This is a genomic window from Amycolatopsis kentuckyensis (genome assembly GCF_002155975.1).
Classification (GTDB): domain Bacteria; phylum Actinomycetota; class Actinomycetes; order Mycobacteriales; family Pseudonocardiaceae; genus Amycolatopsis; species Amycolatopsis kentuckyensis.
The window spans coordinates 1-15,680 of sequence record NZ_MUMI01000120.1; the positions used below are offsets into that span (position 1 = coordinate 1).

At 72.0% G+C, this 15,680-nt stretch carries 14 protein-coding genes; 7 read left to right on the plus strand and 7 right to left on the minus strand.

Going from position 1 to position 15,680, the window contains the following annotated elements:
• Positions 1–659 (plus strand): FAD-dependent oxidoreductase (locus CCN39_RS12890; protein ID WP_158104501.1); only part of this gene is annotated, 659 nt, incomplete at its 5' end.
• A 26-nt stretch (positions 660–685) separates the two neighbouring features.
• Entirely contained in the window at positions 686–1,516 is an 831-nt protein-coding gene (locus CCN39_RS12895) for an NAD(P)H-binding protein (RefSeq protein ID WP_086841672.1), read from the plus strand.
• On the opposite strand, the gene CCN39_RS12900 is transcribed toward CCN39_RS12895, so the two are convergent.
• The 4 genes from CCN39_RS12900 to CCN39_RS12915 form a co-directional block, all read right to left on the minus strand.
• Positions 1,405–3,075: a histidine phosphatase family protein gene (locus tag CCN39_RS12900; protein WP_158104502.1), complete on the minus strand. Its 1,671-nt coding sequence runs from the start codon at positions 3,073–3,075 to the stop codon at positions 1,405–1,407. The two genes, CCN39_RS12895 and CCN39_RS12900, sit on opposite strands and share 112 nt — an antisense overlap.
• A 149-nt stretch (positions 3,076–3,224) precedes the next feature.
• Entirely contained in the window at positions 3,225–4,379 is a 1,155-nt protein-coding gene (locus CCN39_RS12905) for a PucR family transcriptional regulator (RefSeq protein ID WP_208630224.1), read from the minus strand.
• A gap of 139 nt (positions 4,380–4,518) precedes the next feature.
• Positions 4,519–5,526 carry a LacI family DNA-binding transcriptional regulator gene (locus CCN39_RS12910; protein WP_086841679.1) on the minus strand — a complete coding sequence of 336 codons (1,008 nt, stop codon included), beginning with the start codon at positions 5,524–5,526 and terminating at the stop codon, positions 4,519–4,521.
• A 153-nt stretch (positions 5,527–5,679) separates the two neighbouring features.
• On the minus strand, positions 5,680–5,937 hold the full coding sequence (locus tag CCN39_RS12915; protein WP_086841682.1) for a hypothetical protein: 258 nt from the start codon (positions 5,935–5,937) through the stop codon (positions 5,680–5,682).
• A 330-nt stretch (positions 5,938–6,267) separates the two neighbouring features.
• Here CCN39_RS12915 and CCN39_RS12920 point away from each other — a divergent pair, with 330 nt between their 5' ends.
• From CCN39_RS12920 to CCN39_RS12940, 5 genes are all read left to right on the plus strand, one after another.
• Positions 6,268–6,576, plus strand: a complete 309-nt coding sequence (locus CCN39_RS12920; protein WP_086841685.1) for a hypothetical protein — start codon at positions 6,268–6,270, stop codon at positions 6,574–6,576.
• 47 nt (positions 6,577–6,623) lie between these two features.
• Complete coding sequence (locus tag CCN39_RS12925) at positions 6,624–6,920, plus strand: hypothetical protein (protein WP_143264027.1); 297 nt, start codon at positions 6,624–6,626, stop codon at positions 6,918–6,920.
• Between the two features lie 204 nt (positions 6,921–7,124).
• The gene (locus CCN39_RS12930) at positions 7,125–8,522 is read left to right on the plus strand and encodes an amino acid permease (protein WP_086841689.1); all 1,398 of its coding nucleotides are present in this window, start codon (positions 7,125–7,127) and stop codon (positions 8,520–8,522) included.
• A 94-nt stretch (positions 8,523–8,616) separates the two neighbouring features.
• Entirely contained in the window at positions 8,617–8,916 is a 300-nt protein-coding gene (locus tag CCN39_RS12935) for a hypothetical protein (protein ID WP_086841691.1), read from the plus strand.
• 34 nt (positions 8,917–8,950) lie between these two features.
• The gene (locus tag CCN39_RS12940; protein ID WP_143264028.1) at positions 8,951–9,247 is read left to right on the plus strand and encodes a hypothetical protein; all 297 of its coding nucleotides are present in this window, start codon (positions 8,951–8,953) and stop codon (positions 9,245–9,247) included.
• 62 nt (positions 9,248–9,309) lie between these two features.
• Here the strand turns inward: CCN39_RS12940 and CCN39_RS12945 are convergent, their stop codons facing one another.
• The 3 genes from CCN39_RS12945 to CCN39_RS51685 all read right to left on the minus strand — a co-directional run.
• The gene (locus CCN39_RS12945) at positions 9,310–13,026 is read right to left on the minus strand and encodes a glycoside hydrolase family 2 TIM barrel-domain containing protein (protein ID WP_244210759.1); all 3,717 of its coding nucleotides are present in this window, start codon (positions 13,024–13,026) and stop codon (positions 9,310–9,312) included.
• A gap of 125 nt (positions 13,027–13,151) precedes the next feature.
• On the minus strand, positions 13,152–15,137 hold the full coding sequence (locus CCN39_RS12950; protein WP_086841697.1) for a DUF2264 domain-containing protein: 1,986 nt from the start codon (positions 15,135–15,137) through the stop codon (positions 13,152–13,154).
• On the minus strand, positions 15,134–15,680 hold a 547-nt coding region (locus CCN39_RS51685; protein WP_279629574.1), incomplete at its 5' end, for an NAD(P)-dependent oxidoreductase. The genes CCN39_RS51685 and CCN39_RS12950, both read right to left, overlap by 4 nt.

Here is a 15,680-nt window from a genome sequence, read left to right on the forward strand (position 1 = left end):
CCGCCCGCGGCCGCCTCGGTGACTGGCTGAGCGAGAAGGGGCAGGGCCACCTGCGCAAGGCGTTCGGCAGGCTCGGCATCACCGTGCACGAAAACACGGCCGTCGCGAGCGTCGAGCCGGCGGCCGCGGTCACCGCCGACGGCCGCACGATCCCCGCGCAGGTCACCGTCTGGACGGCCGGGTTCGCCGTCCGCCCCATCGCCGCGGCCACGGCACTGGAGGTTTCCGCGACGGGCCGGATCGTCGTCGACGAGACGATGCGGTCGGTCTCGCACGCCGACGTCTACGCCGTCGGTGACGCCGCGCTCGCCCCGGGCGCGAACGGCGATCCGCTGCGGATGTCCTGCGCCTCGGGCGTTCCCTCGGCCTACCAGGCGGCCGATGCCATCGCCGCCCGGCTGACCGGACGCCCGCTCCCGGAGAACAAGATCGGCTACACCGCCCAGTGCATCAGCCTCGGCCGCCGCGACGCCCTCGTGCAGTGGGTGACCCCGGACGACCAGCCGAAGCCGTCCGCCCTCACCGGAAAGACGGCCGCGCGCGTCAAGGAGTTCATCTGCAAGAGCGCGGCGTGGAGCATCTCGCACCCGACGTCGATGGCCCCGGTGCGCCACCGCCACGTCGCCGTGGCCGGAGAACCGCTCGCGACCGCCGTCTGAAACCGCTTGAGAAAGGGAGATCCGTCATGATCCTGCTCACCGGAGCCAACGGCGTCGTGGGACGCCAGGTGCAGAAACTGCTTTCGGAGAACGGCGTGCCCGTCACCGCGGTCACCCGGGGCCTCGGCGAGACGCCCGGCAACGTCGTCCGAGGTGACCTGTTCCATCCACAGTGGATCGAGGCGGCGCTGGCGGGCGTCGAGGCCGTGCAGATCAGCCCGCGCGCCACCGGACCCGGCCTCGGCGAGCTGCTGAAGCTGGCCGTCAAGCAAGGGGTGCGGCGCGTGGTGCTGCTGTCGGCCACCACCGTGGAGTACCCCGCGGGAGAAGCACGCTTCGCCGCCCAGTTCAAGGCCGCCGAGGACCTCGTCACCCGATCCGGGCTGGAGTGGACGGTCCTGCGGCTGGCCGACTTCGCCGCCAACGCGCTGGCCTGGGTGCCGCAGCTCAAGGCGGGTGACGTGGTGCGCGGCGCGTACGGCCGGGCCGCCAGCTCGCCGATCCACGAAGCCGACATCGCCGCGGTCGCCGTCCAGGCTCTCCGCGGCAGCCTCCCGGCGGAATCGGTGCACACCCTGACCGGTCCGCAGTCGCTGGACCAGCACGAGAAGGTGCGGCTCATCGGGGCCGCCACCGGGCGGGCACTGTCCTTCCAGGAGCTGCCGCCCGAACAGGTGCGGCAAGGCCTGCTCGCGCAGGGACTGCCCGAGGAGGTCCCCGCTCGCCTGCTCGGCTCGCTGGCCGACTACAGCGAGCGTCCCGGCCCCACGACCGGGACCGTGGAAGCCCTGCTGGGCCGGCCCGCGCTCACCTTCGCCGATTGGGCGCGCGACAACGCCGCCGCCTTCGCCCGCTGAGCACCGGCCGTGGCGGCCCGCAGGTTCTTCCGGTGCTGCCGCACGAAGACGAACTCGTCCGCCGGCATCGCCGCGAAGAACCCGAAGGCGGCGACCGGGGCCAGCAGTGCCGCGCCGTGCCCGAGGGCGCCGGTGAAGGTGAACCACAGGAAGATGTTGGGCGTGCACTGGGTGATGAACAGGTCGCGGGCCTCGCCGGGCGGGAGGGTGCGGTTCCTGAGGTACAGCCAGGTGATCGTGCGCAGGACGAGCAACGTCGCGAGGACGGCGGCCACCGGTGCCGGCAGGTCGGCGGGGTCTACGCCGTCCGACGGGGTCAGCGCGAAGGTCGCGACCGCGGCGAGCGGCACCAGGGCGGCCCCGCCGACCCACGTCCAGTTGGTGCTCAGCTGCCCGGCCCGGATGGGGTCGCGCCGGCGGAGCACCTGCGCGGCGACGGCGGGCAGCACCATGGCCCCGCCCAGCACCGCGAGGTAGCCGGCGGCCGCGGTGCCGAGGCCGGGCAGCCGGTGCGGGAACCACGCGGCCGCCAGCAGCACGACCGGGAGGACGAGCGAGGCCACCACCGTCTGCCGGACCGACGCGAAGTAGTCGCCGCCCCACAACAGGGAAAGCGCCGGGGTGAGCAGGGCCGGCGGCAGGAGCAGGAAGAGGGCGAGCGACGACCCGGGGCCGCCCGCGAAGGACCAGGCGAGGACCAACCCGGCCCCGACGCGCAGGGCGGTCAGCGGAAGCGCTTTCCGGAGGCTGGGGCCGAACCCCCGCAGCACGCCGGAATGCAGCCGCAGCATGCCGAAGAACGTGCTCAGCCCCAGCAGGGTGACGAGCACCGCGGTGAACACCGGCGCCGGGACCGGGACGCGCACCGCGAGCTGGGCGGCCACACCCAGCGCGGCGCCGCCGGCCACCAGCACCGGGAGCCGGATCTCGACGAGCTCGCCGAAGTCGTGCACCGCGGACGTCTTCGCCGAGCCGCGGGCGATCCGGCGCAGGTCCTCTTCGGACACCGGGCGCGCGTTGGGGATCTTGAGGTCGTGGTAGTCCTCCGCCGCGAGGCCCGCGACGACGACCGCGAACATCTCGACCACGTACTTGTGCGCGACGACGAGGATGTTCTTCCCGGCCCGGGACCGGGGCAGCAGGACCTCTTCGTAGTAGTGGCGGACCCGCTCGTGCAGCAGCGCCCAGGACTCGCCGCCGGGCGGGCAGCCGGTGCTGCGGTGGAAGTACCCGGTGTAGGCGCGGAAGCCGATGCTCTTCTTGACCAGGCTCTTGTTCCGCGCGGTGAACACCCCGAAGTCACGCTCCACGAGCGCGTCCGAAACGACCAGCCCGGGCTGCTCGCGCAGCCGCTCGGCGACGACGTCGGCGGTGTGCCTCGCCCGCTTCAGCGGCGAGACGTGGACCTCGTCGAGGCGGATGCCGAGCGCGGCGACGCGGTCGCCGGCCTGCCGCGCCTGCCTGCGGCCCAGCTCGGTGAGCGGGGTGTCCTGCCTGCCCGCGAACAGGTTCTGCTCGTTCGCCAGCGATTCGCCGTGCCGGAGGAAGTGAATGGCCATCCGCGCCTGCTCCCGGAAGAAATGCGGAACGAGAACCGGTCCACGCCGACCGACCGCCGATCGGTGATCGGCTACCGGCATCGTCATCCGGGCGGGGGAGCGGGAACCATCCGCATCGGCCGAAATCTCGCCGGTGCGGTTCGCGGATCTCAGGACCTGGGTTCTTCCAGGGGAAGTGGCGGCTGCGGCGAGGTCGTCGCCGCGTGGGCCGTCAGTGCGGTGGCGAGGACCTGCAGCTGGCGCACCGAAGTCGGGTCGTAGCCCGTCAGCTGCTCGATGCGCTGCAGCCGGTAGTCCAGCGTGCTGCGGTGGATGATCAGCTCGGTCGCCGCCCGGGACCGGTTGCCGTCGGCGGCCAGCAGCGCTCGCAGGGTCTCCAGGAGCACCGCGTTGCGGGTGATGGGCTCGATCTTGCCCGCGAGCAGGCCGGTCACCGACGGCTGGGCCAGCACCGCGTACTCCACGAGCACGTCGCCGAGGAGGTAGCAGCCCGGGGGCCGCCGGGCCGCCAGCGCCGAGGCGACGACGTCCACCGCTTCGGCCCGGCCGGCGGGCACCCGGCCCGTCTTCTGCCACGAGACGCCCGCCCAGGTCTCCGCCGGCAGGGACGCCCGGATGCGCGTGCACCGGGCGAAGCCGGTTTCCTCGTCGCCGGCCGGGACGAGGACGTAGCCGCCGTGTTCGCACAGGATGGCGAGCACCCCGCTGCCCGCCTCGTCCAACGCCGCGGGGTCGAGCGGGGTGGCCGACACGGTGCGGAACGCCATCACGGCGTAGGCCGGCGCGAACCGGCCCTGGTCGGTGGGCGCCTGGCCCTTCAGCAACGCCATGGCGTCGTCGTGGGCCGCCGATCGCGGTGCCGGGTCGAGCACGGTGTCCTGGTAGCCCCGCAGCAGCTCGCGCAGGAACCGGTTGCAGGTCTCGGTCAGCGACCTGAGCTGGGCGGTGGTCGTGCCGGGCGCCGCCGCGCGCATGGCGACCGTCTCTTCCCCGGCCCGGCCCAGCAGCTCGAGGACCTGGTCCAGCGGCCAGCCGCCGGTGGCGCAGCTGTGCCCCATGGTGCGCGCCGCGGCGATCGCGCGCGCGTCCCATTCGCCGTGCGCGTCGGGCTCGCCGTCTGCGCACAGCAACGCGAGGGCCATGGTGACCAGGTCTCCGGCCTTCTTGCGCTGGGCCGGCGGGACCCGTTCGACGTCGCCGAGCAGCCGGGTCCGGATTTCGGCGTGGAGGCCGTTCACCTGGTTGCTCTGGGTGGCGAACATCGAGCGTGGGGTCCCCTTCGCGTCACGGTGGTGGGCGATCACCGCCGCCGATCGGAGTGTAAGCGTTGCATGACCCCGGGAGGGCCTGCGTCCGCGGAATTCGGGGACCGGCCGGGCGGGGTGCGGAAGGCTTCCGCAAAGCGCGGACGGAGGCGGCCGGATTCCGGCGTGGCTGCCCGGATCAGTTCAGCGCGGCCGCCGGTCCGGTGGTGCCCCGGCGGATCAGCTCGGTCGGGAGCACGACCTCCGCGGGCGCGGCCTGCCGCTGCAGCTGGTCGAGCAGGAGCCCGGCCGCACGCTCGCCCTGCGCGACGACCGGCTGCGCGATCGTCGACAGGTCGAGGGCCGCCGCCAGCTCGTGGTCGTCGTACCCGATCACCGACATCCCGGTGGGCACGTCGACGCCGGCCCGGCGCAGCGCCTGCAGGGCACCGAAGGCCATCTCGTCGGACATCGCGAACACGGCGGTCGGCGGGTTCCGCAGGGCGAGCAGGCGGTCCATCGCCACCTGGCCGTCGGCCGCGGTGAAGCGCCCGGCGGCCTCCAAGGCCGGCTCCGGCTCGATCCCGGCCTCCGCCAGTGCCCGCAGGTAGCCGTTGCGGCGCCGGCCGGGCGTGGTGAACCCGTGGGGTGGCGGGTCGGTCTCCCCGAGCAGGCCGATCCGCCGGTGGCCGAGCTCGACCAGGTGCCGGACGGCGCGCGTCGCCCCGGCGAAGTCGTCGATGCGGACCGAGGAGATGCCGTCGGCGGTGCTGCCGACGAGGACCACGGGGACCCGCAGCGCCAGCAGGGCGTCGGTCTCCCACCGGGTCAGCGGCAGGCACAGCACGAGGACCGCGTCGACCCGCCGCCGCACCGGCATCTCGGTGAAGAACCGCGCCCGGCTCGGCTCGTCGGGCACCCCGTAGACGACGAGGTCCAGGCCGGCTTCGCGCAGCACGGTCTCCGCCCCGGCGATCACCGTGCCGAAGAACCACCGGGAGACGAACGGCACCACGATCCCGATGGAGTTGGTGCGGCCGGAGGCGAGGCTCGACGCGTTGAACGGGATGACGTAGTCGAGTTCGGCGGCGGCGCGTTCGACCCGGGCCCGGGTCTCCGCAGTGACCGACGGGAGCCCGCGCAGGGCCCGGGAAGCGGTGGCCGTGGAGACCTGGGCCTGCTTGGCGACGTCGCGGATCGAGGGCATGCGTACCTCCTGCGAGCGCACGGTACCCGGTGGCGGGGTGGGTCCGGCGGCAAAGCGCGGATTCCGCGGAGCGTTCTCCCCTCTCCGGGGAACCCGGGGAAACGCGAAGACCGGGCCGGTCGGAACCGGCCCGGTCTTCGTCGGGGGCGAACTTCAGGCGACGTGCTGCTCGCGGGTCTCGAGGAGGTTCTCCAGGGAGAGCCGCTCGGCCCCGGCCTTGCCGAAGTCGATGGGCGTGTCGTGCTTGTGCAGCACGCCGTCCTGGCCGCCGTTGATGTTGACCCACGCGTCGACGGCCTTGTGGACGATGGCGTGGAACCACGCCTTGTCGGTCTGCGGGAGCCCCATTTCGAGCGGGGCGAGCTCCTTGAGCGACGGAATGCGGGATTCGAGGGTGGCTGACGTGCTCACGGTACCTCCACGGGTGCTGGGCAGCCTGGGCTGTGTGCCGGAAAGGTTAGTGAGCGTCCCCGCGATCGCACATCCACCGAATGACGGGGAAAGCCCGTCGAACTGCGCATTCCGCTGATCCGCCGCCGCGATTTTCGAGGCGCCGCACCGATTCGAATCCGGGTGACACAAGGCACAGTCCGGGCGCGGTGAACATTTCTTGAACTCGCTTGGCTGCCGCGGTCACGGCATGTCATCGTGACGAAGGCGGTTGCCGGGCGAATCAAAAACGATCGGCGATCGCCGGTGACCGGAATATCATTTCGATACTCTTTCCAAGAAGGGGAAACCATGTCCGTGGCCACACCGTCCCGGGTCGTCAGCGTCGCCAACGACACCGATTTCGGCGCCACCGGAATTCACCTCGCTTCCGCGGTGGCGCCGACCCTGTGCGAAACCGCCGTCCTGGTCGCCGCGGTCGGCGCCGGCGCCGCGGTCACGGCTTGCGCGGGCTACGTCGCGAACGCCTGGGCCAACAACGTCGGCCATCGCCGCGGGCACTACCGGGGGCAGGAAGAGCCGGTGTCGCTCCGCGCTGCCGCCGTCGCGGGCGGTTCGGTGGCCGAGCTGGTCGACGCTCGCGCCGAAGCTCTCGGCTGACCCTCGTCACCCACACAAGATTCCGCTGTTCCAGGAAAGGGAAAAAAATGCACTCGGCAGAATCCCGTGCCGCACTCGCTGCCGGTAAAGAGGAATTCGGTACCGACGGCGGATACCTGGGTGTCCGGCCCGCCATGCCGGTTTCCTGCTACCGCGCCGCGGCGGCGACGGTGGCGGCGGGCGTCGTCGCGGCGTTCGCGACCGGTGCGGCGCTGGTTGCGGCCGCTCATCATTTCGGTGGTCACTACGATTCCGGATGCGAAAGCACCGGCCGCGGAAGGCCGATCGGCGACGGTTCGGTGCGGGACTTGATCGGCGCACGCGTCGACGCCCTTCAGGTCTGATTCGTCCGGTTCCGCTGCCGGTGCGCGACCCGCGCACCGGCAGCGGAATCCGCGTTTCCCGCGACTGTTCTCCGTGGACCACCGGCACGCCGGGCACGTCATCGGGACGGGGAAGAACTTCCCCGGTTCGCGCAGTGAACTGGCACACCGGGGCTTCTAGCGTGATGGCGCTCTCTTTCCCACCCACGAGAACAGGGGACTGCGATGGCACCACCGAGGGAAGACGACGGGCCCGGCCTGTCCCGGACGCTGAGTTCCCGGCACCTGTCGATGATCGCGGTCGGCGGCGTCATCGGTGCCGGGTTGTTCGTCGGCTCCGGGCAGGCGATCGCCGACGCCGGGCCCGCCGTGCTGATCACCTACGCCCTCGCCGGCGTGCTGGTCATCCTCGTCATGCGGATGCTGGGGGAGATGGCGACCGCCGACCCGCGGACCGGGTCCTTTTCGGCCTACGCCGAAGAGGGCATCGGCCGCTGGGCGGGCTTCTCGGTGGGGTGGCTCTACTGGTGGTTCTGGGTGACGACGATCGGGGTCGAGGCCACGGCGGGCGCGGCCATCGTGCACCGCTGGATCCCGCTGCTGCCGCAGTGGGCGTGGGTGCTCGTGCTGATGGCGGTGCTCACCGTGACCAACCTGTTCTCCGTGAAGTCCTACGGCGAGTTCGAGTTCTGGTTCGCCTCCATCAAGGTCGCGGCGATCGTCGTCTTCGTCCTGCTCGGCCTCGCGGCGGTGCTGGGCGTGCTGCCCGGCGTCGAGGCGCCCGGGCTGCGCAACCTCACCGGGCACGGCGGGTTCGCCCCGCACGGCGCGGGCCCGGTGTTCGCGGCGATCTTCGTGGTGGTGTTCTCGTTCTTCGGCGCCGAAATCGCCACGATCGCGGCGTCGGAGTCGCCGGACCCGGTCGGCGCCGCGCGTCGGGCAGTGCGCTCGATCATGTGGCGCATCCTGGTGTTCTACTTGGGTTCCATCGCGGTCGTGGTGACGTTGCTGCCCTACGATGACGCCAGTGTCGGGAAGAGCCCGTACGTCGCCGTGCTCGACCTGATCGGGCTGCCGGCGGCGGGAACGGTGATGGACGTGATCGTGCTGACGGCCGTCCTGTCGTGCCTGAACTCCGGGCTGTACACCGCGTCCCGGATGGCCTTCTCGCTGTCGGGCCGCGGCGACGCACCCCGCTCGTGGCGGCGGATTTCCGCCGGCGGCGTCCCCCGGGTCGCGGTGCTGGTGTCGACGGTCGTCGGGTTCGCCACGGTGGTGCTGAACTACTTCGTGCCGGAGGAGGTGTTCAGCTTCCTGCTCAACACCTCCGGCGCGCTGGCCGTGTTCATCTGGCTCGCGATTTCGGTGACGCAGCTGCGGATGCGGCGCCGGCTGGAGGCCGCGCACCCCGCCGGCCTGCCGCTGCGGATGTGGGGTTACCCGTACCTGACCTGGCTGGCGATCGCGGCGATGGCCGGCTTGCTGGTGGCGATGCTCTTTTCGCCGTCGGGGCGGCCGCAGCTGCTGGCCAGCCTGGCGTTGACCGTGGTCGTGGTGGCGGTCGGCATCACCCGGCAGGTGCGGGCGAAACGGGACGTTTCGGCTGTCGTCGGCGGGGAATGACCGCCGATGCGGGAAAAAACCTTCGGCGATCGCCATTCCCGTTTCATTGTTTCGGTGGATGTGACGGCGGATCCGGCGCCCTAATCTCGGTGCCATGAGCGAAATCAACTCTTCCGACACCGCCGTCGCCCGTTACCTGACCGACTCGCCGTCGCAGCTCGGCCCGCTCGAGTTCACGACCGCGGAGGACCCGACCACCTGCTGCATCAACCTGCTGCGGGCGGTGGCCGCCGCCGAGGACGCGACCCAGACGGCGCGGGCCGCCCACCTGGCGGACCAGGCGTACCGCCGGGCCTTCGGCCACGGCTACCACCCCGGGGTGCCGTCCGTCGGGGTCGCCTCGCCGGGTGACATGTCCGCCCGTCAGCTGATCGACGCGGTCGCGTCGATCTGACCTCCGGGGTTTCCCGGCCGATTCACGAAACGAAATGGATGAAATGAAGCTGTCCCGCATCGAAGAGTTCTCGAACACCCAGGTCGCCGACATCGCCGCGCTGGAGGTGCCGTCCGTCCTCCAGCCGGTCGGCTGCACCCTCGATGCGGCGTTCCATGCGGCCATGGCTGCGTTCAACGCGACGAAGGCCGTCGACTACCAGGTGGCGGCCAAGTTCGCGCGGCAAGCCGTGCACCACGGCGGCTTCACCGCCGCCGACCGGAACCTTTCCGCGGCCGCCGAAGACCTGTCGAGCGAGGAACTGCTCGCGGTCCGGGGCGACCTGGTCTGAGTGCTCACGAACGAAGCCGCACCGAGGACGGTCCTCGGTGCGGCTTCTTCGTCCGTGGGGGGTCAGCCGCCCGCGGGCAGGCCCGCCCACGCTTCGGTCAAGCTCAGCGGGCGCATCGACAGCGTGTACTCGTAGGTGGTGTCCGCCGCCACCTGGCTCTTCTCCCGCACCGGGTTCGGGGTGTCGCCCACGCCGGTGGCCGCGTGGTCGGCGTGCAGCGTGAACCAGCCCTTGTTCCGCTGCAGCTGGAACGCGTAGGCCGCCCGGTCCAGGTCGTCGTACGGCGTGACGCTGACGTCCTTCACCCCGCTGACGAGCAGCCCCGCCAGTCGGCCGTCGGTCAGCAGCGCCCAGCGGGTGTCGGTGTGGTTGCCGTGGTCCTGCGGCCGGTGGTAGTCGACGTACTGCTCGTCCACAGTGGACTTGTTCACCGCGATCGGCGTGCCGTCCCGGCGGTCGACGTAGCTCTCCGCGGTCCGGCCGTACCAGGAGAACCGCGTGAAGCTGTCCGGGACGCCCAGCGACACCCCGATGCGCGGCAGGTAGTTCAGCGTGCGGATCGCGCCCTGCGGTGTCACCTTGTGGCCCAGGCGCAGCACCCCCGCCGGGTCCACGGTGTACGTCATGGTCTGGTCGAACCACGCGTTCGCCACGTCCGGGGCCGCCACCCGGCTGTCCACCACGACGCTGACGTTGCTGCCCGCGCGGTCCACGCGAACCCCGGTGACCGTGGTCTGCAGGCGGTCGAGGCCCAGCTTGCGCCAGTCCTCGCCCTCCGCCCGGCCCCACGCGAACGTCTCGTTGCTGATCGGCGCGCGCCAGGCGTCGAGCTTCGGCCCGCTGGCGAGGAGTTCCTTGCCCCACGACTTCATCGACGAGAGCGTCCCGGTGTGCTTGTCGACCTGGTAGGCGACCGGGCCGGCTTGGGCGGTGACCGCGTCCGCCGTCTCGCGGGCCGTCACCACGCCCCAGCCGAGCGGGGCCCGGTCGAGGCCCGGCACCCGGGTGCCGCCGAGGGAGAACTGGTCGTGCGCCAGGACGTGGCCCGCGGGCAGCGTCGGACCGGGGCGCTTGACGACCGCCTCGACCGTGAGGAAGCGCTCGCGGTCACCAGCCTCGACCGGCAGGGTGATCCGGCCGGTCGTGGCCGCGGCGACGCGCAGGGGCTGCCTGCCGTCCTTGATCGTCTTCGCGCCTTCGGTGACGCGCCACCGGAGGTCGACGTCGCCGGTGTCGCTGAACTGGCGTTCGTTCGTCACCGACAGCACGCCGTCGGCGTAGGCGAACCGGAGGGGCTGGTGGGCCCACGCCAGCTGCGTGGTTTCCGGTTGGGGCTTGCGGTCCGAGCCGATCAGGCCGTCCACTCCGGACAGGCTGGAGCCGTAGGAGAGGTACGCGCCCCGCTCGGTCACGCCGTCGAAGTCCAGCGCCAGCAGCGCACCCGGCGCCGGCTCCGGCCCGGCCAGCTCGGCGGCGGTGAGCGCACGGTCGTGGATGCGGACGTCGTCCACCACGCCCCGGCCCATCCAGCCGATGGTCGACGGGTCGTTCCATGACGTCTCGAAGTCGCGCCCGATGTTCACCTCGGCCGACGAGGAGTCGATCCGGCCGGTGAACGCCTTCTGCCCGACCTCGCGGCCGTCGATGTACAACCGCAGCATCGTGCCGTCGTAGGTGCCGCTGACGCGGTGCCAGTTGCCGTAGAAGTCGGCGGGCACCGTGGCCTGCACCGGGATCCACGTACCACTGTGGACGAAGAATTCGAGGGTCGTCTCGTTCTTCATCTTCAGCGAGTACTGGTGGTCGCCCTTGGTGATGATCCCGAATTCGCCGGTCCACTTGCCCGGCTTGACCCAGGCGTCCAGCGTCAGCGCGGTGCCGGTGAGGTCCAGCCTGCGGTCGCGGTAGACCTCGGCGAAGTCGTCCAAACCGGACAGTTCCAGTGCCTTGCCGCGGTGGCCGTCGACGAGTTTCGCCGCGCCGGAGAGGTGGGTGGAGATGCCGTTGCCGGAGACGTCCGGAACGAGGCGCACCCGCTGCCGGATGTTCTGCTCGGCCCAGTCCCAGATGAACCCGCCCTGGGTCTGCGGGTTCGCCCGGATGATGTCCCAGAACTCGCGGAAGTTGCCGAGGCTGTTGCCCATCGCGTGCGCGTACTCGCCGAAGATCAGCGGCTTCGTGGTGTTCTTCGCCTGCTCGGCGAACTTCTCCGGCGACGGGTACCGCGGGCCCCACACGTCGGCGAAGGGCGCGTCGCCGTCGGGGTTGTTGGACTGGTGGTAGATCGGCCGCGTCGGGTCGTGGGCCCGCAGCCAGTCCGCCATCGCGTAGTGGTGGGCGCCGAGACCGGCTTCGTTGCCGGTGTCCCACAGGAAGACGCTGGGGTGGTTCTTGTCGCGTTCCACCATGCCGACCAGCCGGTCGAGGAACGCGTCCCGCCACTCGGGCTGGTTCGCCTGGCACCACTTCGCGCAGTTCTCGTGGTTGTGCGTCTCGATGTCGACCTCGTCGTCGATCCAGAGGCCGTTCTCGTCCGCGAGCCGGTAGAAGTACGGGTCGGACGGGTAGTGCGAGGTGCGGACGGCGTTGACGTTGAGCTGCTCCATCAGCGCCACGTCGCGTTCCTGCGCCGTGCGTGGCACGTGCCGGCCGTGGTCGGGGTCGGTTTCGGCGCGGTTGACGCCCTTGAACAGCACGCGCTTGCCGTTGACCAGCAGCTGCCGGTCGCGGATCTCGATCTCCCGGAAGCCGGTGGTCTCGCGGGTGATGTGCGTGGTCTTGCCGTCCGGGCCGGCCAGGGTCAGCACGGCGGTGTAGAGGTTCGGCGTCTCGTCGGTCCACTTGGCGGGGTTCCGCACGGGCAGGGTGAGGCTGACCGCGGCGCCGGCGTCGGTGACCTCGACGTCCTGGGCGGTGGCGCCGACCTCCCTGCCCGCTTGGTCACGAAGGCTGAGTCCGACGGTGTGTTTCCCGGTGGTGCCCCCCGGTTTGCGGGCGACCTCGACGGCGGCGGTCAGGACCGCGTCGGTGTAGGCCGGGTCGAGGTCCGTCCGCAGGGTGACGTCCTGGACGTGCGTGGCGGGCGTGGAGGTGAGCGTCACCGAGCGGAAGATGCCCGCGTAGCGCCACTGGTCGTAGTCCTCGAGGTAGGCCCCCGCGCTCCAGCGGTGCACCTGGACGGCGAGCCGGTTGGGGCCCGGCTTCAGCGCGGCGGAGATGTCGAACTCCGCCGGGGTGTAGCCGCCCTGGTCGTAGCCGATGTACCGGCCGTTGACCCAGACGAAGTACGCGGAGGTCACGCCGTCGAAACGCAGGGAGGTGCGCCGCTCGGTCCAGTCGGCCGGGAGGTCGAAGTCGCGGGTGTAGGCCGCGGTGGGGTTGACGTCCCGGGGCACCTTCGGCGGGGCGTCGGGCTGGATCTCGGTGGCGATGTTGCGGAAGATCGGGTGGTCGAGGCCGTCGGTCTGCCAGGTGTGCGGCACGGAGACCTCCCGCCACCCGGACGTGTCGTACCCGGCGGCGTGGAAGCCCGCGGGGACCTGGGCGGGGTTGTCCGCCATGGCGATCCGCCACTTCCCGTCCAGCGTTCTGGTGAACGGCGTCTGTTCCCGTCCCCGGACGGCGGACTCGACGTCGGCGTGCGGCGGGAGGAAGGCGTGCGGCGGCTCCTGGCCTTCGCCGACCTTCCGCGGGTCTTCCAGGTAGGCGTAGACGTCGTCGACAGCAGCGGTGGCCGGCCCGGCGGGCACCAGGGTCCCCGCGAGAGCCAACAGAACCACACTCAGAGTGCGCAGCCGCACGGGAAGAACCTCCATGTTCCGACAAGACCCGGGCAGAACCCAACAAAATGGAACAGGATGGGCTGAGCAAGGTCAATAGGACATTCGGTGTGGAACAGGGCGCTTCAGGACGGTGCCGCGGGGAGGGGAACCTCGGCGGAGATGCCGTCGGGCCAGGTGAGGGTGACGTGGCTGCCGTCCGCGGCGACCGAGAGGGACGGGTGGGGATCGGCCGGGCCGCCACGGTCCAGCACCACGACCGCGGCGAACACGGCTCCCGGCTCCGGCGGCCCCTCCGTGGCGACGAAGGGGAGCGCGGTCCACTCGCCCAACGGGGAGGAGCCGGACTCGACCGCCACTTCCGCGGTGGTGAAGCCGCGAAGGTTGCGCAGCGTCGAACGCAGCTCGGGGATCTCGGCCGTGGCTGAGACCTGCCCTGAACCGCCCATCGGCTCGGGGCAGGTCCGGGTCACCGGCCGGGTCTCGCCCGCGACCGGCCATCCGCTCAGCCGCAGCGCAGTGAATGAGTCATCCCCTGCGTCCGGGCGCGCTCCGGCGGCGTCGTCGGCCTCATCGAGGCGGGCGAGCCGCACCTCGACCCCGCGCCGCACCACGGACACCACCGTCAGCACCGGCCCCGCCACCACCGGCCCGCTGCGGCCCGACCCGTGGTCCGGGGAGTCGTCGCCGGACGTGTCCACCCAGCGGACCCGCCCCTGGGACGCGGCCGCCAGCACCCCGCCCGGCAGCTCGATCGCGTAGCACGTCGAAAACCCCGCGCGGTGGCTCGCCCGGCCGTCCGCGTCGAGCACCGTCACCGTGTTGTCGGGCACGGAAGCGAGAGGGAACGTCGCCGTCGAATAGCCGAGCCGGGCGTAGATCGGCGAGTCGGAACGGGGGTCGCCGGGGCGGGCGTGGTCCGTGCCGTGGTTGACCACCAGGGCGATGCCGTCGCGACGTCGTCCCGAAACCAGCCAGCCCGGGGCGGTGACGACCCGGGCGACGTCCCCCGTCTCGATCGGGAGCGGTTCCTCGACGTCCGTCCACACGGGATGGTCCGCGGGCAGCGCGAGCCCCAGCAGGCCTTTGGCCGCCCAGTACGGCGACCCCGGCCCGGAGTACGCCTGGCGCATCGCGGGCCAGGCGTGGTGCCAGCCCAGGTTCAGGAGGCCGTCCGGAGCGCCCCGGTCGGCGAAGTGCCGGACCATCCCGCCCGCCACCCGGCGCGTCAGGCCGGGGGACAGCCCGGACGTCCCGGTCAGCGCACCCACCCAGAACGGCGCCGCGGCCGCGAAGCGGTAGACCAGGCTGCGGCCCTGCAGCAACGGCGAGCCGTCGCTGCCCACCAGCCGGACGGCGTCGTCGAGGTAGTCCCGCAGGTCCGCGCCCCACCGCAGCCGCAGCGAGCCGGGGCACAAGGTCCCGGTGACGTCGAAGAAGTGCGTCCACAGCAGCGGGTACAGGTGCAGCGCCCAGCCCGTGTAGTGGTCGTAGGCGCGCTCGTCGCCGTCGCTGAGCCAGCCGCCCGGCCGCCGCAGCGACGCGTGCACGGCGAGGTCCTCCTCGACGTCCGCCGCCGACCACGGCCCGCCCGCTTCACGCAGGAACGACTCCACGACGATCCGGAACCACACCCAGTTGATCGGCGGGTAGGGCTGCCCGATCACCGTCGCGAGCCAGGCGACGACCCGGTCGCGCACGCCGTCGTCCAGACGATCCCACAGCCAGGGCCGGGTCAGCTGGAGCACCAGCGCGATCGACGCGGCCTCCACTTTGGACTGGCCGAGCTCGTCGGGCCGCGGCCACGCCTCGGGTGACGCCGGATCGGTGCCGGCCGCCAGCCCGCGCGCGTACTGTTCCAGTACCCCGCCGGGATCCGCGCCGCCCTCGCCGGCGATGCGGAAACCGGCGATCAGGAACGTCCGGGCGAACCCTTCCAGGCCGTCCGAGACGCGGCCGTTGCGGCTGGCCGGGCCGGGCAGGTCGATCCGGGCGCCCGCGGGGGAGCGGTACTGCCCGGCCGCCGCGAGCAGCCGGTCCGCGTAGGCCGTCCAGTGCCCGCGGGTCCAGCCGGTGTACGGCGAGAGCCGCCGGTCCTCGGCGGCGGTCATGCCTGCACGGCCAGGGAATGCCGGGTCACCGGGGCCCGGGGCGGCAGGCCTGCGGCGTACCGCTCCAGCTCGCCGATCGCCTCGGCGCTCATCCGGCGGGTCTCCGAGCCCAGCGAGCCGGCGATGTGCGGCGTGAGCACCACGTTGGGCAGGTCGTAGAGCGGGGACCCGGCGGGCAGCGGCTCGGGCTCGGTGACGTCGAGGACGGCGTGCAATCCGGCGGCGGCACAGGCGTGTTCGAGGGCCGCGGTGTCGACGAGCGCGCCCCGCGCGGTGTTGATCAGCACGGCGCCCGACGGTAGCGCGGCCAGCTCGGCGGCGCCGATCATGTGCCGCGTCTCCGGCAGCGACGGCGCGTGCAGGCTCAGCACGTCCGCCTGCGGCAGGGCTTCGGCCAGGGAGGCGGGCTCGGCTCCGGCCGCCCGGATCTCGCTCGGGTCGGCCACCGGGTCGACGACGAGCACCCGGGCCAGGTCCAGCAGCCGCAGCAGTGCGGCGACCCGGCGGCCGACGCGGGAGAAGCCGACGAGCACCACTGTCCGG